Origin of the sequence: Halotalea alkalilenta DSM 17697, from assembly GCF_000621205.1 — a bacterium.
Lineage (GTDB): Bacteria > Pseudomonadota > Gammaproteobacteria > Pseudomonadales > Halomonadaceae > Halotalea > Halotalea alkalilenta.
In genome coordinates this window covers 1-25358 of record NZ_JHYY01000024.1, presented here as the reverse complement: position 1 = coordinate 25358, position 25358 = coordinate 1, and the positions used below count along the sequence as shown (strand labels likewise).

Below are 25358 nucleotides of genomic sequence, written 5' to 3'. Positions count from 1 at the left end.
CCCCGCGACGGCCGAACGACGCGGATCAGAAACGGTAGTGCGAGAACGCCTTGTTGGCCTCGGCCATACGGTGGACGTCTTCGCGCTTCTTGACGGCGGCACCTTTTCCTTCCGCTGCATCCAGGATCTCGCCAGCAAGACGCTGCTCCATGGTCTTCTCACCACGCGAACGCGCAGCGTCGACCATCCAGCGCATGGCCAGCGCCTGACGACGGGAAGGACGTACTTCCACAGGCACCTGGTAGGTGGCACCACCTACGCGACGCGACTTGACCTCGACCATCGGCTGGATCGCTTCCAGCGCTTTTTCGAACAGTTCCAGCGGCTCGGCATCTTTGGAGCGAGTGGCAACCCGGTCGAGCGCGCCATAAACGATGCGCTCGGCAACGGACTTCTTGCCGCTGATCATCAGATGGTTCATGAACTTGGCCAGCCGCTCACTTCCGAACTTGGGATCCGGAAGGATGTCGCGTTTTGCGGCAATACGACGTCTAGGCATGATAAGCCCTCGGTGAAGGGTCCTTCAGGTAAACCTGGCCACTGAGACCAGCCTTACTCTTATCAGACCAGAATGAAATCAGGATTTCGGACGCTTGGTGCCGTACTTCGAACGGCCCTGCTTACGGTTCTGGACGCCAGAGGTATCCAGAGCGCCGCGCACGGTGTGATAACGCACACCGGGCAAGTCCTTCACACGACCGCCGCGAATCAGCACGACCGAGTGTTCCTGCAGGTTGTGACCCTCACCACCGATGTAGGAGGTGACTTCGAAGCCATTGGTCAAACGCACGCGACAAACTTTACGCAGCGCCGAGTTCGGCTTCTTCGGGGTCGTGGTGTATACGCGGGTGCAAACCCCACGTTTCTGGGGGCAGGCCTGAAGCGCCGGGACGTCACTCTTGGTGACGGGGCGCTTGCGCGGCTTGCGCACCAGCTGGTTGACGGTTGCCATTAAGTTACTCACTCCAAATAGCGATGCAATGATACTGCCACTACCCACCCGGGCAGCTTGATAGCGAAAAAAGACGGACTTCTCCCGCTATTAAAGGCTGCGAATTCTACGGGCTTCGCAACCTGAGCGTCAAGCCCGGGCGATGTTCTTCGCTCGGGCTTGACGATTTCATCCACTACCGACGTATTCAGTCTTCGTCGGCATCCAGCGCGGTCAGCTGCTCGCCGAGCTGCTGCTCGATGTCGAGCGCGGTCGGGTGCAGCACGCGGTCGGACTCCTCGCGCCGGCGCCGACGCTCGGCATGATGCGCAAGGCCGGTACCGGCGGGAATCAGGCGACCGACGACCACGTTCTCCTTCAGGCCGCGAAGGAAATCGCGCTTGCCGGTGACCGATGCCTCGGTAAGTACGCGAGTGGTCTCCTGGAACGATGCCGCGGAGATGAACGACTCGGTGGCAAGCGAAGCCTTGGTGATCCCCAGCAGTACGCGCTCGTACTTGGCCGGGAAACGGTTCGCTGCCGCGAGGCGCTCGTTTTCCTCGAGCACCCGGAAGAACTCGACCTGGTCGCCCTGGATCAGCTCGCTGTCGGCGGCATCGGTAACTTCGACCTTGCGCAGCATCTGACGCACGATCACTTCGATGTGCTTGTCGTTGATGCCCACGCCCTGCAACCGGTAGACATCCTGGATCTCGGCGGTGATGTACTTCGCCAGCTCCGAGACGCCGAGCAGGCGCAGGATATCGTGCGGGTTGCTCGGGCCATCCGAGATCACTTCGCCCTTCTCGACGTTCTCACCCTCGAAAACGCTGATCTGGCGCCATTTCGGGATCAGCATCTCGAACGGGTCGCCCTCGCTCGGGGTGATCGTCAGGCGGCGCTTGCCCTTGGTTTCCTTGCCGAAGGTCACCGTCCCTGAGATCTCGGCGAGGATCGCCGGTTCCTTGGGCTTGCGAGCTTCGAACAGGTCGGCGACGCGCGGCAGACCACCGGTGATGTCCTTGTTACCGGACGCCTCCACCGGCATGCGCGCAACGACTTCACCCACGTCGATCTTGGCGCCGTTGTCGACCGAGACGATCGCGTTGCCGGGCAGCATGTACTGCACCGGCGTGTTCGAGCCAGGCAGGGTGACATGCTGTCCCTTCTCATCGACCAGCATGATCATCGGCCGCTTGTCGCGACCGGAGGTCGGACGGCTACCAGCCTCGATGATCTCGATCGAGGAAAGGCCGGTCATCTCATCCACCGTACGGTGCATGGTCTGACCCTCTTCCATCTCGGAGAACTGAATGCTCCCCGCGACCTCGGCGATGATCGGATGAGTGTGCGGGTCCCACTTGGCGACGGTCTGTCCAGCCTCGACCACATCGCCATCGCGAACCGAAAGCTCGGCGCCATAGGGCAGCTTGTAATACTCGCGCTCACGTCCGTGGTCATCGGCGACCGCCAGGGCGCTGGAGCGGGACACCACCACCAGCTTGCCGTCGCCACGCTCGACCGACTTCATGTTGTGCAGGCGAACGCTGCCGCCGTGCTTGACCTGCACACTGTCCACTGCGGACGCACGCGAAGCGGCACCGCCGATGTGGAAGGTACGCATGGTCAGCTGGGTACCCGGCTCACCGATCGACTGCGCGGCGATGACCCCGACCGACTCACCGACGTTGACCAGATGCCCGCGGGCCAGATCACGACCGTAGCACTGCGCGCAGACCCCGTGGGTCGTCTCGCAGGTGATGGTGCTGCGCACCACGATCTCATCGACGCCCATGGTATCGAGTCGCGAGCACCACTCTTCGTCGAGCAGGGTCCCGCGCGGAATCAGCACGTTATCCTGACCGTCGAGTACGTCCTGGGCGGTCACTCGGCCCAGCACACGCTCGGCGAGCGAGACGATGACGTCGCCACCTTCGATCACCGGGTGCAGGGTCAAGCCTTCTTCGGTGCCGCAATCGATGTCGGTGATCACCACGTCCTGGGCGACATCGACCAGGCGGCGGGTGAGGTAACCCGAGTTGGCGGTCTTGAGCGCGGTGTCCGCCAGACCTTTACGCGCACCGTGAGTCGAGATGAAGTACTGGAGTACGTTCAGGCCTTCACGGAAGTTCGCGGTGATTGGCGTCTCGATGATCGAGCCGTCTGGCTTGGCCATCAGGCCACGCATACCCGCGAGCTGGCGGATCTGGGCTGCGCTACCACGAGCGCCCGAGTCAGCCATGATGAAGACGCTGTTGAACGAATCCTGTTCGACTTCCTCGCCCTTGCGATTGATGACGCTCTCCTTGGAGATGCCCACCATCATCGCCTTGGCGACCTTGTCGTTGGCCTTCGACCAGATGTCGATGACCTTGTTGTACTTCTCGCCAGCGGTGACCAGGCCGGAGGAGAACTGATCTTCGATTTCCTTCACTTCCTGCTCGGCGGCATCGATGATCGAAGCCTTGGAGGCAGGAATGACGAAATCATTGACCCCGATCGACGCACCCGACCAGGTCGCCATGCGGAAGCCGGTGTACATCAGCTGGTCAGCGAGAATGACCGCATCCTTCAGGCCGACACGACGATAGGCAGTATTGATCAGCTGCGAGATCGCCTTCTTCTTCATCGGCCGGTCGATGATGTCGAAGCTCATGCCCTTGGGCAGGATCGTGAACAGCAGCGCGCGGCCGACGGTGGTATCACGAATCGCGGTGTTCTCGGTGAGCTCACCACTCTCTTCGTCTTTGATCCACTCGGTCAGACGCACCTTGATCCGCGCGTGCAAGGCGACGCTCTGGGTGCCGAAGGCGCGCTCGACCTCGCTCAGGTTCGAGAACACCATGCCCTCGCCCTTCGCGCCGATCTTCTCGCGGGTCATGTAGTAGAGACCGAGCACCACGTCCTGCGACGGCACGATGATCGGATCACCATTGGCCGGCGAAAGCACGTTGTTGGTCGACATCATCAGCGCACGGGCTTCGAGCTGGGCTTCCAGCGTCAGCGGCACGTGGACCGCCATCTGGTCACCGTCGAAGTCAGCGTTGTAAGCCGCGCAGACCAGCGGGTGGAGCTGGATCGCCTTGCCTTCGATCAGCAGCGGCTCGAAAGCCTGGATGCCGAGGCGGTGCAGGGTCGGCGCACGGTTGAGCAGCACCGGGTGCTCACGAATGACGTCGGCGAGGATATCCCACACCTCGGGCACTTCGCGCTCGACCATCTTCTTGGCGGCCTTGATCGTCGACGCCTGGCCGTTGAGCTGCAGCTTGGAATAGATGAACGGCTTGAACAGCTCGAGCGCCATCTTCTTCGGCAGGCCGCACTGATGCAGGCGCAGAGCCGGCCCGACGGTGATGACCGAACGACCGGAGTAGTCGACGCGCTTGCCGAGCAGGTTCTGGCGGAAACGCCCCTGCTTGCCCTTGATCATGTCAGCGAGCGACTTCAGCGGGCGCTTGTTCGACCCGGTGATCGCACGGCCGCGGCGACCGTTGTCGAGCAGCGCATCGACCGACTCCTGCAGCATGCGCTTCTCGTTGCGCACGATGATGTCCGGCGCGTTGAGATCGAGCAGCCGCTTGAGGCGGTTGTTACGGTTGATCACCCGACGATAGAGATCGTTGAGATCGGAGGTGGCGAACCGGCCACCGTCGAGCGGCACCAGCGGACGCAGGTCGGGCGGCAGTACCGGCAGCACTTCCATCACCATCCAGGCCGGCTTGTTGCCGGACTTGAAGAAGGCTTCGAGCAGCTTGAGCCGCTTGGAAAGCTTCTTCACCTTGGTGTCGGAATTGGTCTGCGGAATTTCTTCGCGCAGCCGTTCGATCTCTTCACCAAGCTCGATATCGGCGAGCAGCGCCTGGACAGCCTCGGCCCCCATGCGCGCGTCGAAGTCGTCGCCGAACTCCTCGAGCGCCTCGAAATACTGCTCGTCGTTGAGCAGTTGGCCTTTCTCGAGCGTAGTCATGCCCGGATCGATGACCACGAAGGACTCGAAGTAGAGCACCCGCTCGATGTCACGCAAGGTCATGTCGAGCAGCATGCCGATACGGCTCGGCAGCGACTTGAGGAACCAGATGTGAGCGACCGGCGAGGCCAGTTCGATATGCCCCATGCGCTCGCGGCGCACCGCGGCCTTGGTCACTTCGACGCCGCACTTCTCGCAGATGATGCCGCGGTGCTTCATGCGCTTGTACTTGCCGCAGAGGCACTCGTAGTCCTTCACTGGGCCGAATATCTTGGCGCAGAACAGGCCATCACGCTCGGGCTTGAACGTCCGGTAGTTGATGGTTTCCGGCTTCTTGACCTCGCCGTAGGACCACGAACGAATCATTTCCGGTGAGGCGAGCGAGATCTTGATCGAGTCGAACTCTTCCGACTGCGCCTGCGATTTGAGTACTTTCACCAAATCTTTCATTAGGTCGGCTCCGCTGCGGAGTTTTCATGGGCGGACCAGTGAGGCGATCGCCACACTGGTCCGCGGACCATCAGATAAAACGGTCGAACGACCGGGAGCGTCCTGTATTCAGGACTCCAGCTCGATGTCGATGCCCAGCGAGCGGATCTCCTTGACCAACACGTTGAACGACTCCGGCATGCCGGCCTGCATGGTGTGGTCGCCGTCGACGATGCTCTTGTACATCTTGGTCCGGCCTTCGACGTCGTCGGACTTGACGGTGAGCATTTCCTGCAGGGTGTAGGCCGCGCCGTAGGCTTCCAACGCCCAGACCTCCATCTCGCCGAAGCGCTGTCCGCCGAACTGCGCCTTGCCACCGAGCGGCTGCTGGGTGACCAGCGAGTACGAACCGGTGGAACGGGCGTGCATCTTGTCGTCGACCAGGTGGTTGAGCTTGAGCATGTACATGTAGCCCACCGTCACCGGTCGATCGAACCGTTCACCCGTGCAGCCATCGTAGAGCTCCAGCTGGCCGGACTCCGGCAGATCGGCGAGCTTGAGCAGCCCTTTGATCTCGTGCTCCTTGGCGCCGTCGAATACCGGCGTCGCGATCGGCACACCCTTGGAGAGGTTCTTGGCCAGCGTGATCATCTCTTCGTCGCTGAGCTCGTCCAGCGTCTCGTGGCGACCACCGGTGCCGTTGTAGACCTGGTCGAGGAAGCCGCGAATCTCCTTGAGCTGCTGGCCCCGGGCATCCTTCAGCATCCGGTCGAGCTTCTCGCCGAGCCCATGGGCGGCCATGCCCAGGTGGGTCTCGAGGATCTGGCCGACGTTCATGCGCGAAGGTACGCCAAGCGGGTTGAGCACGAAGTCGACCGGTACACCGTTGGCGTCGAAGGGCATATCCTCGACCGGCTTGATCGCCGAGATGACACCCTTGTTGCCGTGACGGCCCGCCATCTTGTCGCCCGGCTGGATGCGACGCCTGACCGCCAGATAGACCTTGACGATCTTCAGCACGCCCGGCGCGAGGTCGTCGCCCTGGGTCAGCTTGCGACGCTTGTCCTCGAAGCGCTCGTCCATCTCCTTGCGCCGACCTTCGAGCTGCTCGTTGGCCTGGGCCAGCAGTTCGTTGAGCGCCTCATCCTGCATCCGCAGGCTGAACCACTGGGCGCGCGGCAGCTCGCCGAGATAGGCATCGTCGAGCACGTCGCCTTTCTTCAGCTTCGGCCCACCGTTGACCGGCTGACCGACAAGCGAATTGCGCAGACGCTCGAAGGTCGCGTTCTCGGCGATACGGTAGGTTTCCTGGAGATCCTTGCGCACTTCGTCGAGCTGCATCTTCTCGATCGCGAGCGCACGCTGGTCCTTCTCCACGCCGTCGCGAGTGAACACCTGCACGTCGATGACGGTGCCACGCATACCGGTAGAGGCACGCAGCGAGGTGTCCTTCACGTCGGAGGCCTTCTCGCCGAAGATCGCGCGAAGCAGCTTCTCTTCAGGGGTCAGCTGGGTTTCGCCTTTGGGCGTGACCTTGCCGACCAGGATGTCGCCGGGATTGATCTCAGCGCCGATGTAGACCACACCGGACTCGTCCAGCTTGCTCAACGCGGCTTCGCCGACGTTGGGAATGTCGGACGTGATCTCCTCCGCCCCGAGCTTGGTGTCGCGGGAAACGCAGGTCAGCTCCTGGATGTGGATCGTGGTGAAACGATCCTCCTGGACCACGCGCTCGGAGATCAGGATCGAGTCTTCGTAGTTGTAGCCGTTCCAGGGCATGAACGCGATGCGCATGTTCTGGCCCAGCGCCAGGTCACCGGTATCGACCGAGGTGCCGTCTGCCAGGATATCGCCACGTGCCACCTGATCGCCGGGACGCACGATCGGACGCTGGTTCTGGCAAGTGTTCTGGTTCGAGCGGACGTACTTGGTCAGGTTGTAGATATCCACACCTGCCTCACCACCGACCACTTCGTTCTCATCGACCCGGATGACGATGCGCTTGGCATCGACGGAGTCGACCTTGCCACCGCGGCGGGCGATGGCGCAGACGCCGGAGTCGCGGGCAACGAAGCGCTCCATGCCGGTGCCGACGAGAGGCTTCTCGGCACGCAGGGTCGGCACCGCCTGACGCTGCATGTTCGAGCCCATCAGCGCGCGGTTGGCGTCATCGTGCTCGAGGAACGGGATCAGCGCCGCTGCGACCGATACGACCTGGCGCGGAGAAACGTCCATCAGGGTCACCTTGTCCGGTGCCATGAATGTCGTCTCGCCACGGTGCCGGACCTGGACCAGGTCGTCGACCAGCCGACCGCTCTCATCCACGGAGGCGGAAGCCTGGGCGATGATGTAGTCGCCTTCCTCGATCGCCGAGAGATGAACCAGTTCGTCGGTCACCTGGCGGTCCACCACCTTGCGATACGGAGTCTCGAGGAAGCCGTAGCTATTGGTGCGCGAATAGGTCGCCAGCGAGTTGATCAGACCGATGTTCGGGCCTTCCGGCGTTTCGATCGGGCACAGGCGGCCGTAGTGGGTGGCATGAACGTCGCGCACCTCGAAGCCTGCACGCTCACGGGTCAGACCGCCCGGCCCAAGCGCGGAGACACGGCGCTTGTGAGTGACCTCGGAGAGCGGGTTGTTCTGGTCCATGAACTGGGACAGCTGGCTCGAACCGAAGAACTCCTTCACCGCAGCCGCCACCGGCTTGGCGTTGATCAGGTCCTGCGGCATCAGGCCTTCGCTCTCGGCCATCGACAGGCGTTCCTTGACCGCACGCTCGACGCGCACCAGGCCGACACGGAACTGGTTCTCGGCCATTTCGCCGACGCTTCTGATGCGACGGTTGCCGAGGTGGTCGATATCGTCGACGTCGCCGAAGCCGTTACGGATATTGATCAGCTCCTTGAGCACGTCGAGGATGTCGGCGTGGTCGAGGACACCGGAACCGGTATCGCTGTCGCGACGCAGGCGGCGGTTGAACTTCATCCGGCCCACCGCAGACAGGTCGTAGCGGTCGGCGGAGAAGAACAGGTTGTTGAACAGCGACTCGGCGGCTTCCTTGGTCGGCGGCTCGCCGGGACGCATCATCCGGTAGATCTCGACCAGCGCTTCGAGCTGCGAGCTGGTCGGATCGACCCTCAGCGTATCGGAGATGAACGGACCGGTATCGAGATCGTTGGTGTAGAGCGTTTCGATCTGCGTGATCCCAGCCTTGCCGATGCTCTCGATGAGTTCGGGGGTGAGCTCGGTATTGCACTCGCAGATCAGCTCGCCCGTCGATGGATTGACCTGGTCTTTGGCAAGGGTCTTGCCGACGAGGTAGTCCAACGGGACGCGCAGACGCTGGATACCCGCCTTTTCGAGCTGGCGAATATGCTTCTGGGTGATCCGCCGGCCTTCCTCGACGATCACGTTGAGCTGCTCGTCACGGATCTCGAACGAGGCGGTTTCGCCGCGAAGACGAGCCGGCACCAGATCTACGCTGAAACCGGAGTCCTCGATGCGGAAAACGCTGGTTTCGAAGAAAGTGCCGAGGATATCCTCACCGCTCATGCCCAGCGCGCGCAGCAGCACCGTGGCCGGCAGCTTGCGGCGACGGTCGATGCGTACGAAGACGTTGTCCCGCGGGTCGAACTCGAAGTCGAGCCAGGAGCCGCGATAGGGAATGATGCGCGCTGAATAGAGCAGCTTGCCCGACGAGTGGCTCTTGCCCTTGTCGTGGTCGAAGAAGACCCCCGGGCTGCGGTGCAGCTGCGAGACGATGACGCGCTCGGTACCGTTGATGATGAAGGTCCCGTTCTCGGTCATCAGGGGGATTTCCCCCATGTAGACTTCCTGCTCCTTGATGTCCTTGACCGCCTTGTTGGAAGACTCGCGGTCGTAGATGATCAAGCGTACCTTGACCCGCAGCGGTGCGGAGTAGGTCACTCCGCGAAGCTGGCATTCCTTGACGTCGAACGCGGGCGTGCCGAAACGATAGCTCACGTACTCGAGCGCGGCATTGCCAGAGAAACTCTCGATCGGGAACACGGAGTTGAAAGCGGCGTGCAGACCGATGTCGAGACGTTCGGCGAACGGCTTGTCCTGCTGGAGGAAGTCGTAGTAGGAATCAAGCTGGATGGCCAGCAAGTAAGGCACATCCATCACTTGGGGCAGTTTGCCGAAATCCTTGCGGATGCGTTTTTTCTCAGTGTATGAGTAAGCCATCTGTATTCCCCAGCTTGTTCACCATAAGTGACCGGCGTGGTCGGCACGCGGTGACGAGGACGCCCCCGTCAGGCGCCAACGGCAAGCCCCTCGAAGGAGGGAGGCTCGCCGTTGAGAATTCGGTCGGACAGCGGGGGCGATTCACGACGCAGAACGCCGTTCCCGCGCTTTTCCGATGACATCTAGCCGTTGCCTTGCAAATTTCGCTGCCGTCTGATGCACCGGCTTGCAACGGAAAAAGGCCGGCGGCGGAGAACCGCCACCAGCCGTGTACGCAAGCTAAGCCGCGTACGTAGCGATACGCACGAACGTTACTTGAGTTCCGCGGTAGCGCCAGCTTCTTCGAGCTTTTTCTTCGCAGCTTCTGCGTCATCCTTGGACAGAGCTTCTTTGATGGTCGCCGGAGCGCCATCGACAGCAGCCTTGGCTTCTTTCAGGCCGAGACCGGTGATTTCGCGAACAGCCTTGATGACGTTGACTTTTTTCTCGCCAGCATCTTTCAGGATCAGGTCGAATTCGGTCTGCTCTTCAACTGCTTCGGCAGCTGCGGCCGGACCAGCGACAACGGCCGCTGCGGCGGAAACGCCGAATTTCTCTTCCATCGCGGTGACCAGATCGGCCACTTCCATGACGGACATTTCGGCTACTGCGTTGATGATATCGTCTTTGCTAAGTGCCATGATTACATTCCTAGACTTTGCGGAGCAACTGTTGCTCGAGCGTGATTTTGGACGTTCGCACCCGTACGGGCAGACAAGATGAAGGGAAACAACCGCTTATGCGGCTTCTTCCGATTGTTTCTTGTCGCGCAGCGCAGCGAGAACGCGGGCCAGTTTGCCGGCGGAAGCTTCTTTCATCACCGACAACAGCTTGGCGAGCGCTTCGTCGCGCGTCGGCAGAGCGGCCAGGCGATCGATCTGTTCAGCCGGGATGAGCTCGCCATCGTACGCCAATGCTTTGACGTCGAACTTCTCCTGCTTCTTGGCGAATTCCTTGAGCAATCGGGCGCCAGCGCCAGGATGCTCCATGGAAAACGCAAGAAGGGTCGGGCCGACGAACGACTCGTTCAGGCACTCATAAGAGGTACCTGCGAGCGCACGGCGCGCCAGCGTGTTGCGCACGACGCGCAGCTGGACGCCATTCTCGCGAGCCTGTTTACGCAATTCGGTCATTGCGTCTACAGTCACACCGCGAGAGTCGGCAACGACGACGGAGAGCGCGGCGCTAGCGGCTTCGCTGACTTCAGCGACGATCGCCTTTTTGCCTTCAAGACCTAATGCCACTGTCTTCACTCCTTCGTACCGGAGAGCGACCGGAACGAATCCGATCACCACCCCGGGTTGCCATATCCCAGAGCGTAGACACGACCGAAATCGCGCAGCGCCTGGGGCGGGGGATGGCTGGTGCCAAGGGCCACTCACGCAGCCCCATGGCAAGCCTCACCATCTGCGCAGGCGGGCAGAGCCCATTAAGCGCAAGACCAATCCTGCGCACCTGCGGTCTTTGACGGCGCCCGCCCAATCGGCGCGGGAACCGCAAAGTTACTGCTAAAGACAATCGATCGGCGGCGACTGGATCGCCGCTGCCGAACCATCGATCAGGCCAGATAGGAGTGATCGACGGTGATGCCAGGACCCATGGTGCTCGAGAGCGAGACCTTCTTCAGGTACACACCTTTCGAGGTGCTGGGCTTGAGGCGCTTGAGATCGTTGATCAGCGCTTCGAGGTTGCCTTTGATCGCTTCGGGAGCGAAGTCGACCTTGCCCAGCGTCGCATGGATGATGCCGTTCTTGTCGGTACGGAAACGCACCTGACCAGCCTTGGCGTTCTTGACCGCGGTAGCGACGTCGGGAGTCACGGTGCCGACCTTGGGGTTCGGCATCAGGCCGCGCGGGCCGAGGATCTGGCCCAGCTGGCCGACCACACGCATCGCATCCGGAGAGGCGATGACGACGTCGAAGTCCAGACGGCCGCCTTTGATCTCGGCAGCGAGGTCGTCCATACCAACGATCTCGGCACCAGCTTCACGGGCCGCATCGGCGTTGGCGCCTTGGGCAAATACGGCGACACGAACGTCGTTGCCGGTACCGTGAGGCATGACGGTAGCGCCACGCACCACCTGATCGGATTTGCGCGGATCGACGCCCAGATTCACGGAAACGTCGATGGATTCCTTGAACTTGACGGTCGAAAGCTCAGCAAGCAGAGCGGTGGCTTCGTCGATGCTGTAAGTCTTGGCAGAGTCGACCTTGGCGCGAATCTGCTTCATGCGCTTGGTAAGCTTGGCCATCTCAGAGACCCTCCACGTTCAGACCCATGCTGCGCGCACTGCCAGCGATGGTACGGACGGCTGCTTCGAGATCGGAAGCGGTCATATCCGGCTCTTTGGTACGCGCGATCTCTTCGAGCTGCGCGCGAGTCACGGTGCCCACCTTCTTCTTGTTCGGCTCGCCCGAACCAGACTGGATGCCGGCTGCTTTCTTGAGCAGCACCGCCGCCGGAGGAGTCTTGGTGATGAAGGTGAAGCTGCGATCGGAATAGACGGTGATCACGACCGGAGTCGGCAGACCCGGCTCGAGGTTCTGGGTAGCCGCATTGAAGGCTTTGCAGAACTCCATGATGTTGACGCCGTGCTGACCGAGCGCCGGACCCACGGGGGGGCTGGGGTTGGCTTTACCAGCTGCGACCTGCAGCTTGATGTACGCCTGTACTTTCTTGGCCATGGATGGACTCCGTTTGGGTGATAGCGCCTTTCGGCTCCCCGGTGAAAAAGAACGTCGAACCGACGCTCCAAAACTCACGAGAGGCCTCTCTCGCGAGCTGAATCAAATCACTCTTTGACCACCTGGGAGAATTCAAGCTCCACAGGGGTGGAGCGCCCGAAGATCAATACGCTGACCTGCAGGCGGCTCTTCTCGTAGTTCACTTCTTCGACCACGCCGTTGAAGTCGGCGAACGGACCATCGACGACCCGAACGGTCTCGCCAGCTTCGAAAACGGTCTTGGGACGAGGCTTCTCGCTACCATCCTGCACGCGGCGAAGAATGGCATCCGCTTCGCGCTGAGTGATCGGCGCAGGCTTCTCCGGCGTACCGCCGATGAAGCCCATGACGCGCGGCGTCTCGTTGACCAAGTGCCACGTCGTATCGTTCATTTCCATCTCGACCAGCACGTAGCCGGGATAGAACTTACGCTCACTCTTACGACGCTTGCCGTCACGCATCTCGACGACTTCTTCGACCGGCACGAGAATCTCACCAAAGAGATCCTCGACCTCATGCAGCTTGATGCGGTCCTTGAGCGACCGCATCACCTGCTTCTCGAAGCCGGAGTAGGCGTGAACCACGTACCAGCGCTTAGCCATGCTTTCTCCTAACCTATGATGCCCGACACGAGCCAGCCAAGCAGGGTATCGATCAGCCAGAGCACGAGCCCAACGATCAGCACTGCAACCATCACGATCGCAGTGGTCTGAATGGTTTCCTGGCGCGTCGGCCAGACCACACGCTGAATCTCTTTCTTCGCGCTGCGCCCGAGCTCGATCAGCTCGCGCCCTTTGACCGTGGTGAAGCCAACGTAGACACCAAGGCCTGCGACCACGACAACGCCCAGAACGCGATAGAGCAGGGGCTGATCCGCGAAATAGATGTTGCCGGCCACCGCCAGGGCAACGAGAACGACCGCGATCGCCCACTTGATAGCGTCGTGGCGCGACGTCGTCTGCACCTCGGCGTTATTTTTCATGGATGAACTCCTGGTGCGGCGATAGCTGGGATTATAGGTATCAATCGGGCTTTTGACTGCCGACTGATGCCAACCTGGGGAAGGTTGGCAGGCCAGGAGGGAATCGAACCCCCAACCTGCGGTTTTGGAGACCGCTGCTCTGCCAATTGAGCTACTGGCCTAGACACGACTTTCAACCCTCGAAAGAGCGGGCGCCATCGTAGCCGAAAGACACTCGACTGACAACCCCCACCCAAAACACCCACACGAGCGCAGAAAAAGAAGAAAAGGACGACCATACCGATCATCCTTTTCAAAATTGGAGCTCATGGACGGAATTGAACCGTCGACCTCTCCCTTACCAAGGGAGTGCTCTACCCCTGAGCTACATGAGCGCTTTGCCTGGAGCGGGCGGCGGGAATCGAACCCGCACCATCAGCTTGGAAGGCTGAGGTTCTACCATTGAACTACGCCCGCTTACCCATCTGCTTCGCCAAGACCGCATAGCGAAGCCAAAATTCTGGTGGAGAGGGAAGGATTCGAACCTTCGAAGCTTTCGCGGCAGATTTACAGTCTGCTCCCTTTGGCCACTCGGGAACCTCTCCTACGTGGCGGCGAATTCTACATCATTTCCCCACCCTGTCAATCGCTTATCTCTCTTTTCATCCGCCGCCCGAACTGTGGGATTCGACGCGACCACGAGAGGCCCCAGCGAAGACGCGGCGCATTGTTGCAAAAAGACCCTGCCCGCGCAACCCCACCGCAAAAAAACCGGACGCTCAGTCAGACAGGGGCCGCAGAGTGATCTCCCCACCCGCCAGGGTACGGATCGTATCCCCTTCACGAACCCTGAGATTGCCGTTCGAATCGACATCGAGCGCGGTAGCGAGATATCCCCCCTCCCCCAGAGTGACGTTGACCGCGCACCCGCTGAGCGCATGCAACTGATTCCAGCGAGATCGCCATGGTTCGAATCCCTCGCTGCCGAACCGCTCCAGCATGGCGGTCAAATGCTCGATCAGCACGGCGGCGACGGCATTTCTCGACAGGCCCCGATTGACCTCTCCCAAGCATCCGCTTGGCAACCCCTTCCCTCCCTCGAGCTTCGGAGCACAGAGAACGTTGAGACCGATGCCGATCACCACTTCACAAGGGCCTTCCGCATCGCCCTGTAGCTCGATCAATACCCCCCCCAGCTTGGCAAGCTCACCGTCGCCGCGGCGCAGCAGCAGGTCGTTGGGCCACTTCAGCTCGATATCGACACCCTGGCTCGCCAATGCTTGCGCTATCACCACCCCAACGGAAAGGCTCAGCCCCTGCAAGTGGGCCGCCGGAGAATCGAAGCGCCACCCGAGGCTAAAAGTCAGACCGCCGCCCAACGGAGTCTCCCAGCGCCGCCCTCGACGACCACGACCACTGGTCTGCTGCTCGGCGAAGCAGACTTCCGCATGCCCCGCTCCTTGCGAAAAGCGATTGAGCAGGAAGCTGTTGGTCGAATCGAGCTGCATTTCGACGAACAGCCGCGCCAGACGACGGCGCGCAGCATGAGGCAGCTTGCCGACGATTTCGCTGCCATCGAGCAGCTCGATCGGCGGCGAGACGCGATACCCTCGCCCACGCACCGCCTCGAGCGTGACACCCAGTCCCTCGAGCTTCTTCAACTGCTTCCAGATCGCCGTCCGAGAGACGCCGAGCCGCTCGCCCAGCTCCTCACCGGAGCGGTACTCACCATCCCCAAGAAGACGGACCAGGTCGCGAAAATTCATCATGCACATCCAACGCAAGTGAAAGGCGATTCTATCTCAATTGCGTCGCGCATCGATCGCTTGATGAGCCAAAACGCAGCGAGCCCTCTCATTGCGATGAGAGGGCTCGCGCGATATGCACCAGATGGGCTCAGTAATGATGCAGGTTTTCCAGCCGAACCTTGCCGCGGAAGACATAGTAGCTATAGGCGGTGTAGACCAGCACGACCGGCATGATCACCAAGTAGCCAACGATCAGGAACTGCTGGCTCGAAGCGCTCGAAGAGGCCTCCCATATGGTGATCGAGGGCGGGATGATGTAGGGAAAGAAGCTGATCACCAGGCCGACGAGCCCCAGCATGAAGAGCCCGATCACCTTGGCGAAAATGAGTTTCTCGTTCCCTTTACCCACTCCGCTGAGGATACTGAACGCAAGCACCACCACCAGCAGCGGGACTATCGAGAGATAGAAGATATTCGGGGTGGAGAACCAGCGCTCAGCGATCGCCTGGTTGTTCAGAGGCGTCCAGATGCTGATCACCGCCATCGCCACGATAAGCACGATAGTCAACGGACGAACCGCAGCGTAGAACTTCCTCTGCAGCGCCCCTTCGGTCTTCACCACCAGCCATGCTGCACCGAGCAAGGCATAGCCGCATATCAGCGCAACGCCGGTGAACAGCGAAAACGGCGTCAGCCAGTCGAAGGTGTTTCCGGCGAACTGCCGATCGCTCACCTGCAGGCCGTGGATGATCCCCCCCAGCACCACTCCCTGGGCAAAGGTCGCGACGATCGCGCCCAGGGAAAACGCCAGGTCGAACATGTGGCGGTAGCGGGTCGACTTGGCCCTGAACTCGAAGGCTATTCCCCGGAAGATCAAAGCGAGCAGCATCAATACCAGCGGCAAGTACATTGCCGGCAGGATGGTTGCATAGACCATGGGGAAAGCACCATAGAGCCCGGCCCCGGCGAGAATCATCCAGGTCTGGTTACCATCCCAGACCGGCATCGCGGTGCCCATCATCACATCACGGCGCGCGTCGCCCTTGACGAACGGAAAGAGAATACCGATACCGAGACTGAAGCCGTCCAGGATGATGTACATCGCGACGGCGAAGCCGATCAAGCCGAACCAGACGACCGGCAACATAGGCATATCCATGAACATAAGTGGTATCTCCCGGGCTTAGTCGTCGAGGCTTTCGATCGTGGCCGAGAACGGCCGTTTCGGCGTATTGCGCTCGCCCGGGCCACCCTCTGGCATTTCACCCATCGGCTCCTTGCGGATCAGCATCAGCATGTAATAGATGCCGATCGCGAAGATCACCGCATAGACCACGAGGAAGCCGATCAGACTCGCCACCATGCTGCCGAAGGAAAGGGATGAGTGCGCATCGAGCGTGCGCAGCAGGCCGTAGATCACCCATGGCTGCCGACCGGCCTCGGTCGTCACCCAACCCGCCACGATGGCAACGAACCCTGCGGGAGAGAGCAGCATGGCCCAGCGCAGGAACAGAGGCGTGGTGTAGAGCTTGCCGCGGTGACGCAGGTAGTTACCCACCACCCCGGTCAACAGCATCAGCATGCCGAGCCCCACCATCACACGGAAGCTCCAGAACACCAGCGGCACATCCGGCCATTCATCGCGCGGAAAGTCCTTGAGCGCCTGCACCTCGCCACTCCAGGAGTGAGTGAGATAGAGACTGGCTACTCTCGGAATCTCAAGCGCGAAATCATTGCGCTCGGCGTCCATGTTGGGCAACCCGAACAGCACCAGCGGCACACCCGCTCCAGGCTCGTTCTCCCAATGCCCTTCCATCGCAGCCAGCTTGGCCGGCTGGTGCTCCATGGTATTGAGTCCGTGCATGTCACCGGCGACGATCTGGATCGGCACTGCGATGATCGCCATCCACATCGCCATCGAGAGCATCTTGCGCGCGGCGGCATCCTTGCTGTTGCGCAGCAGGTGATAGCCGGCGACACCCGCCACCAGGAAGCTCACCGAAATGAATGCGGCCAGCACCATATGGACGAAGCGATAGGGGAAAGATGGATTGAAGATGATTTCGAGCCAGTTGCCCGGCACGAAGCGCCCGTTGACGACTTCATAGCCAGCAGGCGTCTGCATCCAGCTATTGGAGACCAGGATCCAGGTCGCCGAGATCAACGTACCGATCGCCACCATGCATGTGGCGAGAAAGTGCACTGGCTTGCTGACCCGCTTCTCACCGAACAGCATCACACCCAGGAAGCCGGCCTCAAGGAAGAAAGCCGTGAGCACTTCATAGGTCAACAGCACCCCGGTGATGTCGCCCCCTCGTTCGGCGAACACACTCCAGTTGGTACCGAATTGATAGGCCATCACTACCCCGGAAACCACCCCAAGACCGAACGCGACTGCGAAGATCCTGATCCAGAATCGGTAGAGCCCGTGGTAAACCTCGTTCCCCGTCTTAAGCCACAGCGCTTCGAGCGCCATCAGATAGCTGGCCAAGCCTATCGACAGCGCGGGAAAGATGATGTGAAAAGAGACGGTGAAGGCGAACTGAAATCTTGCCAGATCGACAGCGTCGAGCCCCAACATACGGTTGTCTCCTCAGCACGCACGGCACGCACTGCTGCTTCCTATTTGTGAGGCGGCCATTCTAGTCACTTAGGACCGCAGCCATGTCCCGTTGCGTCAATATGACGCAGACTCCGCAAAGTCCCGCGATCCAGTCCTCAGCATAGGCGCTGACTGAAAGCGCGCACGCGGAAACGACGAACGACCAGGGCGGTAGAGGAGCGCTCACCTAGAACAGGCTCGGAGCGTGGCTCAACTCGTCGAACCACGCTTCACTCGGAGCGAGCGGGTTCCACGAAGAATTCCAAACAGAGGAGGAAGATAGAGGAGATCGGGCAGAACCCCGTCGCAGCCGTCATGAATAGACGACGACGAGGGGTTTAGTCTGCGAAGGTCAACAGCGCAGGCGAGACCGCGACCTGGAAGTCCACCGACATCATGACGCTCAGCGAAGTGATGATCAGGATGGAGAAGACGAACAGCCTGCGGGCCCAAGCGCTGTCATCCGACGTCACATAGCCACGCAGCGCCATGTAGAGCCAGTAGGCGCTCATGCCGACGGCAACGACAAAATAGCCATATCCCGCATACCCACTCACCGTGAGCATCAAGGTAGCGACGGCGAAAGCGAGGATGTAGCCGACGATGTGCGCCTTGGCCACGCCGATCCCACGCTCCACCGGCAGCACCGGAATCGACGCGGCACGATAGTCGTTGAAGCGGAAGATCGCGATGGCATAGGAATGCGGCATCTGCCAGAGGCTGAAGATCAACAGCAGGATCAAGGCACCGGCGTCGAAACTCCCACTCACCGCGCAATAGCCGATCACCGGTGGCGCCGCGCCGGACAAGCTGCCCACCAGGGTGCCATAGACGGAATTGCGCTTCAGATAGAGGGAGTAGACGACGACATAGATGAAGAACCCAAGGCCCGCAAACAGCGCCGCAAGCGGGTTGGCGGCGATGTAGAGCGTGGCGAACCCCAACACGCCCAGAACGCAGGCGTAGAGAATCGTTACGGGTCCGGAAATCAGCCCTTGGACGAGGACGCGCTGCCGCGTCCTCTCCATCATCTTGTCGATGTCACGATCTATGAAGTTGTTGAACACGCACCCCGAGGCAATCACCAGGGAAACCCCGATCATGGTGGCGAGCAGCAAAAGCAAATCTATGCTGCCACGGGAGGCGAGGAAGAACCCTCCCGCCACCGAGATCAGATTGCCAAAGATGATGCCCGGCTTGGTGACGAGCAAGTATTTCTTGAACATCTAGTCGGTTTCAGCCCGCGATCATCACGTTGTGATTGAGGTGGTGCATGATCCACAACGAACCGACGACCAGGATGCCCACGATCAATATCGTGAACCACAGGGTGATCAGGTTCCACCCGCCCTCGGATTTGCTGTTCATATGCAGGAAGTAGATCACCTGGATCACGATCTGTACCACGGCGAGCACCATGATCACCGCCAGGAGCACGCCCTTGGAGAGCCCGCCAGCCATCACCAGCGCGAACGGGATGACCGTCAGGATGACCGAAAGAACCAGCCCGACGATGTAGGAACGCAGGGTGCCATGATCGGCGCCAGTGTGAACGTCGTGATGCTGCTGTCCACTCATTACAGAACCCCCGTCAGATACACGATGGTGAATACGCAAATCCAGATGATATGCAGGAAGTGCCAGAACAGGCTCAAGCAGGAAAGCCGGGTGACATTGGTCGCGACCAGGCCTTTCTTACCGATCTGAATCAGCAGCACCAAGCCCCAGATCACACCGGAGGTCACGTGCAGCCCGTGGGTTCCGACCAGGGTGAAGTAGGCCGAGAGGAAGGCACTCGTCTGCCAGGTCGCGCCAATTCCCACCAGATGATGGAACTCGTAGATCTCGAGGGCGACGAACAAGGCACCGAGAATTACCGTCAACAGCAACCACTGCTGCGTCTTGGCCTTGTCTCCACGATGCATTGCAAGCGTCGCAAGACCGATAGTGAAACTACTTGCCAACAGTACGAAGGTCTCGATCAGTACGAACGAGAGATCGAACAGTTCTTGTCCGGTAGGACCCCCGGCGTAGCTGGTGCCGAGCACAGCGAACACAGCGAACAGCGTGGCGAAAAGCACGCAGTCGCTCATGATGTAGACCCAGAAGCCGAACACAGTGGTTGCGCCGGCGTCGTGGTGCTCATGCCCTTCGGCATGAGCATCGTGATGCTTGAGGGTTTCGCTCGTCATGGATCAGGCCTGCTTCTCAAGGTTCTTGAAATGCTGGTTTTCGGTCTGTTCGACCTCTTCCGCGGGCACGTAGTAGTCGATGTCGTAATTGAAGGTACGAGCGATGAAGGTAATCACCATGCCCAGGAAGCCCACTACGACCATCCACCAGATGTGCCAGACAAGCGCGAAGCCCATGACCAGACTGAACAGCGCAATGATGACACCGGCTCCGGTATAACGGGGCATGTGGATCGGCTGGTATTTCGCCGGACGCTTGTAGGCCGTGCCTTTTTCCTTCATGTCCCAGAAGGCGTCACGCTCGTGAACCACCGGGGTCTCGGCGAAGTTGTAGAACGGCGCCGGTGAGGAAATCGACCACTCCAAAGTACGACCGCCCCATGGATCTCCCGTCAGATCGAGGTTCTTCTTACGATCCTTGATGCTGACGAACAGCTGGGCGAACTGGCAGAGGATACCGCAGAGAATGATCACAGCCCCAATGGCGGCGATGACCAGCGGGATGTGCCAATCAGGGTTGTCGTAGGTGCTGACACGACGGGTCATCCCCATGAAGCCCAGTGCATAGAGCGGCATGAAGGCGACGAAGAAGCCGATGCACCAGCACCAGAAGGCTGCCTTGCCAAGCTTCTCATTCAGTTTGAAACCGAACACTTTCGGGAACCAGTAGCTAAAGCCCGCCAGGTAGCCGAACACCACGCCACCGATGATCACGTTATGGAAGTGCGCGATCAGGAACAAACTGTTGTGCAACACGTAGTCGGCGCCCGGAATCGCCAGCATGACACCTGTCATCCCACCGATGGTGAAGGTGACCAGGAAGCCAAGCGTCCAGAGCATCGGCACCGAAAACTCGATGCGACCCTGATACATGGTGAACAGCCAGTTGAATATCTTCACCCCGGTCGGAATCGCGATGATCATCGTCGCGATGCCGAAGAAGGCATTGACGTTGGCACCCGCCCCCATGGTGAAGAAGTGGTGCAACCAGACGATGAACGAAAGGACGGTGATCGCGATGGTTGCGTAGACCAGCGAGGTATAGCCGAATAGGCGCTTCTTACAGAAGGTGGCGGTGACTTCAGCGAAGATACCGAAGGCCGGCAACACCAGAATGTAGACCTCGGGATGCCCCCACGCCCAGATGAGGTTGACGTACATCATCTGGTTGCCGCCAAGCTCGTTGGTGAAGAAGTTCATCCCCATGTAGCGATCGAGCGTCAGCAGCGCCACGGTCACGGTCAGGATCGGGAACGAGGCGATGATCAGGACGTTGGTGCAAAGAGCGGTCCAGGTGAACACCGGCATCTTCATCAGGCTCATGCCTGGGGCACGCATCTTGAGGATGGTGACGAAGAAGTTCACACCGGTGAGCAGCGTACCGATACCGGATATCTGCAAAGCCCATATCCAATAGTCGACCCCCACGCCCGGACTGTACTGTATCCCCGACAATGGTGGATAAGCGAGCCAACCAGTCTGCGCGAACTCGCCCACTGCCAGCGAGATGTTGATCAGTACCACCGACATCGCGGTGAACCAGAAGCTCACCGAGTTGAGGAACGGAAACGCCACGTCCCTCGCGCCGATTTGCAGCGGCACGACGATGTTCATCAGCCCGATCATGAACGGCATCGCCATGAAGAAGATCATGATCACGCCGTGGGCAGTGAATATCTGGTCGTAGTGGTGTGGAGGGAGATAGCCCTCAGCACCACCAGAAGCGATCGCCTGCTGCGTACGCATCATGATCGCATCGGCAAAGCCGCGGATGAGCATGACGAAGGCGACCAGGATGTACATCACCCCGATCTTCTTGTGGTCGACGGTGGTCAGCCACTCGTTCCACAGATAGCCCCACTTGCGGAAGTAGGTCAGCCCCCCGACGACAGCCAGGCCGCCGAGGACGATAAGACCGACCGTGACCATGATAATGGGCTCATGATACGGAATAGCGTCGAGACTTAATTTTCCGAACATTTTTACTCTCCGGCACCTGCTTGCATGCTCACGTTCCTACCATGAAACCGGTCGACGACCCCTTGGAAGAAGTCAGGCTGGACCATCGAGAAGTACTCGACCGGGTGCCGTTCGCTGGGTTCGGCTAGGTTCTGATAGCTGTTCGAGTCGAGGGCTTCGTTGGATTGACGCACCTGCTCGACCCAGCCGTCGAAATCCTGCTGGGACAGCGCCAATGCGTCGAAGCGCATTCCCGAGAAGCCATGACCGCTGTAGTTGGCAGACATCCCGCTGTAGGTGCCTACCTCATTGGCCTCGAGATGCAAACGATTGACCATGCCCGCCATCGCGTAGATCTGGCTGCCGAGCTGAGGGATGAAGAAGGAGTTCATCACTGAGCCGGAGGTCACCCGGAATTCGACCGGGACATCCACCGGCATCGCCATCTGATTGACGGTAGCGATGCCCTGCTCGGGATAGATGAACAGCCATTTCCAGTCAAGCGCCACGACCTCGACCACCAAGGGCGGAACGTCGGGGTTGGTCGGCTTCATCGGGTCGAGATTATGGGTACTGCGATAGGTGATCACGGCCAGCGCCAGGATGATCAGGCAAGGCACCGCCCATACGACGAATTCGACCTTGTTGGAGTGCGACCAGTTGGGTGAGTATTTCGCTTGCTTGTTGGAGGCCCTGAACTTCCAGGCGAAGAGGAAGGTCATCACGATGACAGGAATCACTACGATCAGCATCAGCAAGAACGCAGTAATGATTAGTTGACGCTGTTCGAGCCCGACCTGCCCTTTGGGATCCATCAGCACCATGTCGCAGCCGCCGAGCAGGAAAACTGCACACACGGCCAGTACCTTGCAGATGCTTTGCCAGTAGTTTCTCGTCATCTTCCGCTCTCTTGATGCCCCTGCTTGCCAGAAAGACACATGCGCTCGGCTGCATCCTGGGTAACGACCGACGCTTGTGTGGCGTCGGCCCCCATCTGCAGCGGAACCGCCATACTCTTGCACCGACCTCTGCGGATCGAGGTGCGTATCCCACGCACGGTCATCGCCCGATACCTGGCTTTCCCCTTCTCCGAGTGTGGAAAAGCGAACTCCGGGTGTGGCTGTGTGCGACAACGGCGTCGCGTGTCGCCAGAGAACCGCGTTCGTAGGGGTTTTCCAAGCAACGGTCGTGACCTCGTAGCCGGGGGTCGACCGTGACGCGGTATTCTTAGTTTTTTTTGTGGATATCTCAACCCATGCCGTCGGACCAAAACATCAACCTTGGTCCAATTGACGAAAACAACAGCATGATTCTAAAGGTTATTTCAACAAAACCAAAGCGTTAGCGTGCTAACGCAAGGCGTGGAAATAAATAGCTATCACAATGCATATAAAATTAGTAACAATCTATCGTCGCGATGCCGCGCCCGCTTCGTTCCTTCCCCTTCACCTAGCCGGTAGAATCGTTCGCCACCTCGACTCCCCCTCATCCACTGTCGGCACGCTATGAAACGCTCCCCCCTGCTCAGGTCAGAGCTCCGCGCAATCTCAGGACTCTCGACACTGTATGCGATCAGGATGCTTGGCTTGTTCATGATCCTGCCAGTATTGACGCTCTACAGCGAACATCTGGCCCACGCGACCCCAGTGCTGATCGGCTTGGCACTTGGCGCCTATGGCCTGACTCAGGCTCTGCTGCAGGTGCCGTTCGGCATGCTCTCAGACCGCATCGGGCGCAAGTCGGTCATCGCCGTCGGACTGTTGCTGCTGTTGATCGGCAGCATCGTTGCAGCGAACGCTACCTCGATCTATGGCGTGATCCTCGGTCGCTGCCTTCAAGGCAGCGGTGCCGTGTCGGGGGTGATCATGGCATTGCTCGCCGACCGAACCCGAGAGGAGGTACGCACCAGCGCGATGGCAGTGATCGGGATGAGCATAGGCGTCTCGATCGGCGCCTCCATGGTCATTGGCCCGGTACTCGCTCACCGCTTTGGACTGGCGGGAGTGTTCTGGAGTACCGCCCTGATGGCGGCCCTGGGCATGCTGGTGCTATGGCGCTTGATCCCCAAGGCCCCAGAGCGATCGCACAAGGATGTCGGCATGGATATGCACCAGCTGCGTGACGTTCTGGCTCGCACCGACCTTCTGCGCCTCGATCTGTCCATCTTCGCCCTTCACGCCATCCTCACCGCGCTGTTCGTCGTATTGCCCCTCAAGCTGATCTCCCTCGGCATCGCCAGCGAATCCCATGGCTGGGTCTACCTGCCGATCATGGCGACCGCTTTCGTGGCGATGGCGCCACTCATCATCATCGCCGAGAAGCGGCGCAAGATGAGGCCGATATTCATCGGGACCGTCATGCTGCTGGTCCCGGTTCTCTCGGGGATGTTCGCCTTGCCCGACCATAGCCGGGGACTGATCGCTCTGCTTTGGCTGTTCTTCGTCGCGTTCAATCTGCTCGAGGCGACCCTGCCCTCGTTGGTCAGCAAGCTGGCACCCGCCGGAGGAAAAGGCACGGCGCTCAGCCTCTACTCGACCAGTCAGTTTCTCGGCACTACGGTGGGCGGAAGCGTCGGCGGCCTGGTTGCGGGCGCCTTCGGGGCCGATGCCATCTTCTTATTCGCGGCTCTCGTTGCTTTAGTATGGCTTGGCTGCATCTGGGGGATGCCTGCTCCTCGCCATCTTTCCAGCGAGATAGTGCCTCTCGGCCAGCAGCGCGGCGATACCCAGCAGCTGCTCGAGCGACTGCTCGCCATCAGGGGGGTGGCGGACGCGATGATCGTCAAGGAAGAGGGTGTTGCCTATCTCAAGGTTGACCGGGACCACTTCGACGCGGAGTCACTCGAGGCAGCGCTCCGCCCGAGCGCCGGCTGAAACAGCGCCGCTATACGGCCTACTCGTATGACTCGGCACCGTACAAATGCCATGACCGCAACCCTTTGCTCTACCCCTCGCGCCTGATCAGGGATCGGATCGGCGCGCCCCGCGTTACCGCCGCCACGAGCTCATCGTCGAAGCCGTCTGGCCATACTTATCCGGGTACTTCGCCAGGTGAGAGGAGCGCATCCGCGCCGTACTTACAGCTACACAGCTACCGGCCCGAGATCGAAAGACCTGCCTCGGTCTTCCTCAAGGCGTGGTGATGGCGCTCCATCGGCATGGCCGGCCGGGCGTTTATCCACAGCGCCTGCCGCGAACCGGCTGTGGGTAAACCATCCTCGACGGGCGCTCCGGCCCTTTTCCGCCGCCCCTCGCCGGGCGCCCCTCGCCGGGCGCCCCATAAGTGAAAACCCCCGCACCATCGGTGCGGGGGTCCTCGGGATGAATGCTTGACGATGACCTACTCTCACATGGGGAGACCCCACACTACCATCGGCGCTGAGCGGTTTCACTGCTGAGTTCGGCATGGGGTCAGGTGGGACCCGCTCGCTATGGTCGTCAAGCATATTCTGGCGCAAAGCCCGCCTATTCAGGCAAACTTCGCTGATTCGTGGATCATGCTGGCCGAGATCGTCTCGTCGTATCCGTTGCTTCGTCTTTCGATGACCTGACCACTTGGGGTTATATGGTCAAGCCTCACGGACCATTAGTACACGTTAGCT

Annotated in this window: 19 protein-coding genes, 4 tRNA genes and 1 rRNA gene; 1 reads left to right on the top strand and 23 read right to left on the bottom strand. The window is 60.2% G+C overall.

The annotated features are described in order from the left end of the window. Positions 1-25: 25 nt before the first annotated feature. The 22 genes from rpsG to cyoA form a co-directional block, all read right to left on the bottom strand. Positions 26-499 (bottom strand): 30S ribosomal protein S7, encoded by a 474-nt coding sequence (gene rpsG / locus Q376_RS0104465; RefSeq protein WP_027349292.1) that lies wholly within the window; start codon positions 497-499, stop codon positions 26-28. A 78-nt stretch (positions 500-577) separates the two neighbouring features. Beyond that, positions 578-952, bottom strand: a complete 375-nt coding sequence (gene rpsL, locus Q376_RS0104460) for a 30S ribosomal protein S12 (protein WP_027349291.1) — start codon at positions 950-952, stop codon at positions 578-580. 187 nt (positions 953-1139) lie between these two features. Continuing rightward, entirely contained in the window at positions 1140-5348 is a 4209-nt protein-coding gene (rpoC, locus tag Q376_RS0104455; RefSeq protein ID WP_027349290.1) for a DNA-directed RNA polymerase subunit beta', read from the bottom strand. A gap of 108 nt (positions 5349-5456) precedes the next feature. After that, positions 5457-9533 carry a DNA-directed RNA polymerase subunit beta gene (gene rpoB, locus Q376_RS0104450; RefSeq protein ID WP_027349289.1) on the bottom strand — a complete coding sequence of 1359 codons (4077 nt, stop codon included), beginning with the start codon at positions 9531-9533 and terminating at the stop codon, positions 5457-5459. Between the two features lie 311 nt (positions 9534-9844). Beyond that, positions 9845-10213, bottom strand: coding sequence for a 50S ribosomal protein L7/L12 (gene rplL, locus Q376_RS0104445; protein ID WP_027349288.1), 369 nt, complete (start codon positions 10211-10213; stop codon positions 9845-9847). 96 nt (positions 10214-10309) lie between these two features. Further along, positions 10310-10816, bottom strand: a complete 507-nt coding sequence (gene rplJ / locus Q376_RS0104440) for a 50S ribosomal protein L10 (protein WP_027349287.1) — start codon at positions 10814-10816, stop codon at positions 10310-10312. A gap of 314 nt (positions 10817-11130) precedes the next feature. Continuing rightward, positions 11131-11823, bottom strand: a complete 693-nt coding sequence (gene rplA / locus Q376_RS0104435; protein WP_027349286.1) for a 50S ribosomal protein L1 — start codon at positions 11821-11823, stop codon at positions 11131-11133. A 1-nt stretch (position 11824) separates the two neighbouring features. Next, positions 11825-12256, bottom strand: coding sequence for a 50S ribosomal protein L11 (gene rplK / locus Q376_RS0104430; RefSeq protein ID WP_027349285.1), 432 nt, complete (start codon positions 12254-12256; stop codon positions 11825-11827). 107 nt (positions 12257-12363) lie between these two features. Continuing rightward, positions 12364-12897, bottom strand: a complete 534-nt coding sequence (gene nusG, locus Q376_RS0104425) for a transcription termination/antitermination protein NusG (RefSeq protein ID WP_027349284.1) — start codon at positions 12895-12897, stop codon at positions 12364-12366. 8 nt (positions 12898-12905) lie between these two features. Further along, a complete protein-coding gene (gene secE, locus Q376_RS0104420) occupies positions 12906-13277 on the bottom strand; it encodes a preprotein translocase subunit SecE (RefSeq protein ID WP_027349283.1) in 372 nt (123 codons plus the stop codon). Positions 13278-13362: 85 nt separating this feature from the next. Next, positions 13363-13438 (bottom strand) — tRNA-Trp (locus Q376_RS0104415). A gap of 138 nt (positions 13439-13576) precedes the next feature. Continuing rightward, positions 13577-13651, bottom strand: a tRNA-Thr gene (locus Q376_RS0104410). An 8-nt stretch (positions 13652-13659) separates the two neighbouring features. Further along, positions 13660-13733: transfer RNA gene (locus Q376_RS0104405), tRNA-Gly, on the bottom strand. A gap of 44 nt (positions 13734-13777) precedes the next feature. After that, a tRNA-Tyr gene (locus tag Q376_RS0104400) sits at positions 13778-13861 on the bottom strand. 174 nt (positions 13862-14035) lie between these two features. Then, complete coding sequence (locus tag Q376_RS0104395; RefSeq protein WP_027349282.1) at positions 14036-15022, bottom strand: biotin--[acetyl-CoA-carboxylase] ligase; 987 nt, start codon at positions 15020-15022, stop codon at positions 14036-14038. 130 nt (positions 15023-15152) lie between these two features. Next, positions 15153-16151 (bottom strand): cytochrome d ubiquinol oxidase subunit II, encoded by a 999-nt coding sequence (cydB, locus tag Q376_RS0104390; protein WP_245598906.1) that lies wholly within the window; start codon positions 16149-16151, stop codon positions 15153-15155. A gap of 36 nt (positions 16152-16187) precedes the next feature. Beyond that, positions 16188-17585 (bottom strand): cytochrome ubiquinol oxidase subunit I, encoded by a 1398-nt coding sequence (locus Q376_RS0104385; protein WP_027349280.1) that lies wholly within the window; start codon positions 17583-17585, stop codon positions 16188-16190. 359 nt (positions 17586-17944) lie between these two features. Beyond that, positions 17945-18832, bottom strand: coding sequence for a heme o synthase (cyoE, locus tag Q376_RS0104380; RefSeq protein WP_027349279.1), 888 nt, complete (start codon positions 18830-18832; stop codon positions 17945-17947). 10 nt (positions 18833-18842) lie between these two features. After that, entirely contained in the window at positions 18843-19184 is a 342-nt protein-coding gene (gene cyoD, locus Q376_RS0104375) for a cytochrome o ubiquinol oxidase subunit IV (RefSeq protein ID WP_027349278.1), read from the bottom strand. Next, positions 19184-19798, bottom strand: a complete 615-nt coding sequence (gene cyoC / locus Q376_RS0104370; RefSeq protein WP_027349277.1) for a cytochrome o ubiquinol oxidase subunit III — start codon at positions 19796-19798, stop codon at positions 19184-19186. The genes cyoD and cyoC overlap by 1 nt, the downstream gene beginning before the upstream one ends. 3 nt (positions 19799-19801) lie before the next feature. Next, positions 19802-21778 carry a cytochrome o ubiquinol oxidase subunit I gene (gene cyoB / locus Q376_RS0104365; RefSeq protein WP_027349276.1) on the bottom strand — a complete coding sequence of 659 codons (1977 nt, stop codon included), beginning with the start codon at positions 21776-21778 and terminating at the stop codon, positions 19802-19804. A gap of 2 nt (positions 21779-21780) precedes the next feature. After that, a complete protein-coding gene (gene cyoA / locus Q376_RS0104360; protein ID WP_027349275.1) occupies positions 21781-22656 on the bottom strand; it encodes a ubiquinol oxidase subunit II in 876 nt (291 codons plus the stop codon). Between the two features lie 606 nt (positions 22657-23262). Between cyoA and Q376_RS0104355 the strand changes: the two genes are divergently transcribed. Further along, on the top strand, positions 23263-24630 hold the full coding sequence (locus Q376_RS0104355; protein ID WP_027349274.1) for an MFS transporter: 1368 nt from the start codon (positions 23263-23265) through the stop codon (positions 24628-24630). 453 nt (positions 24631-25083) lie between these two features. Here Q376_RS0104355 and rrf read toward each other — a convergent pair. Then, a 5S ribosomal RNA gene (gene rrf / locus Q376_RS0104350) occupies positions 25084-25199 on the bottom strand. Positions 25200-25358: the final 159 nt, after the last annotated feature.

What these genes read in the sequence shown, in the direction of transcription:
- rpsG (WP_027349292.1), bottom strand. Translation starts at nt 499, where the DNA reads ATGCCTAGACGTCGTATTGCCGCAAAACGCGACATCCTTCCGGATCCC.
- rpsL (WP_027349291.1), bottom strand. Translation starts at nt 952, where the DNA reads ATGGCAACCGTCAACCAGCTGGTGCGCAAGCCGCGCAAGCGCCCCGTC.
- rpoC (WP_027349290.1), bottom strand. Translation starts at nt 5,348, where the DNA reads ATGAAAGATTTGGTGAAAGTACTCAAATCGCAGGCGCAGTCGGAAGAG.
- rpoB (WP_027349289.1), bottom strand. Translation starts at nt 9,533, where the DNA reads ATGGCTTACTCATACACTGAGAAAAAACGCATCCGCAAGGATTTCGGC.
- rplL (WP_027349288.1), bottom strand. Translation starts at nt 10,213, where the DNA reads ATGGCACTTAGCAAAGACGATATCATCAACGCAGTAGCCGAAATGTCC.
- rplA (WP_027349286.1), bottom strand. Translation starts at nt 11,823, where the DNA reads ATGGCCAAGCTTACCAAGCGCATGAAGCAGATTCGCGCCAAGGTCGAC.
- rplK (WP_027349285.1), bottom strand. Translation starts at nt 12,256, where the DNA reads ATGGCCAAGAAAGTACAGGCGTACATCAAGCTGCAGGTCGCAGCTGGT.
- nusG (WP_027349284.1), bottom strand. Translation starts at nt 12,897, where the DNA reads ATGGCTAAGCGCTGGTACGTGGTTCACGCCTACTCCGGCTTCGAGAAG.
- secE (WP_027349283.1), bottom strand. Translation starts at nt 13,277, where the DNA reads ATGAAAAATAACGCCGAGGTGCAGACGACGTCGCGCCACGACGCTATC.
- Q376_RS0104395 (WP_027349282.1), bottom strand. Translation starts at nt 15,022, where the DNA reads ATGAATTTTCGCGACCTGGTCCGTCTTCTTGGGGATGGTGAGTACCGC.
- cydB (WP_245598906.1), bottom strand. Translation starts at nt 16,151, where the DNA reads ATGTTGCCGGTCGTCTGGTTCGGCTTGATCGGCTTCGCCGTCGCGATG.
- Q376_RS0104385 (WP_027349280.1), bottom strand. Translation starts at nt 17,585, where the DNA reads ATGTTGGGGCTCGACGCTGTCGATCTGGCAAGATTTCAGTTCGCCTTC.
- cyoE (WP_027349279.1), bottom strand. Translation starts at nt 18,832, where the DNA reads ATGTTCAAGAAATACTTGCTCGTCACCAAGCCGGGCATCATCTTTGGC.
- cyoD (WP_027349278.1), bottom strand. Translation starts at nt 19,184, where the DNA reads ATGAGTGGACAGCAGCATCACGACGTTCACACTGGCGCCGATCATGGC.
- cyoC (WP_027349277.1), bottom strand. Translation starts at nt 19,798, where the DNA reads ATGACGAGCGAAACCCTCAAGCATCACGATGCTCATGCCGAAGGGCAT.
- cyoB (WP_027349276.1), bottom strand. Translation starts at nt 21,778, where the DNA reads ATGTTCGGAAAATTAAGTCTCGACGCTATTCCGTATCATGAGCCCATT.
- cyoA (WP_027349275.1), bottom strand. Translation starts at nt 22,656, where the DNA reads ATGACGAGAAACTACTGGCAAAGCATCTGCAAGGTACTGGCCGTGTGT.
- Q376_RS0104355 (WP_027349274.1), top strand. Translation starts at nt 23,263, where the DNA reads ATGAAACGCTCCCCCCTGCTCAGGTCAGAGCTCCGCGCAATCTCAGGA.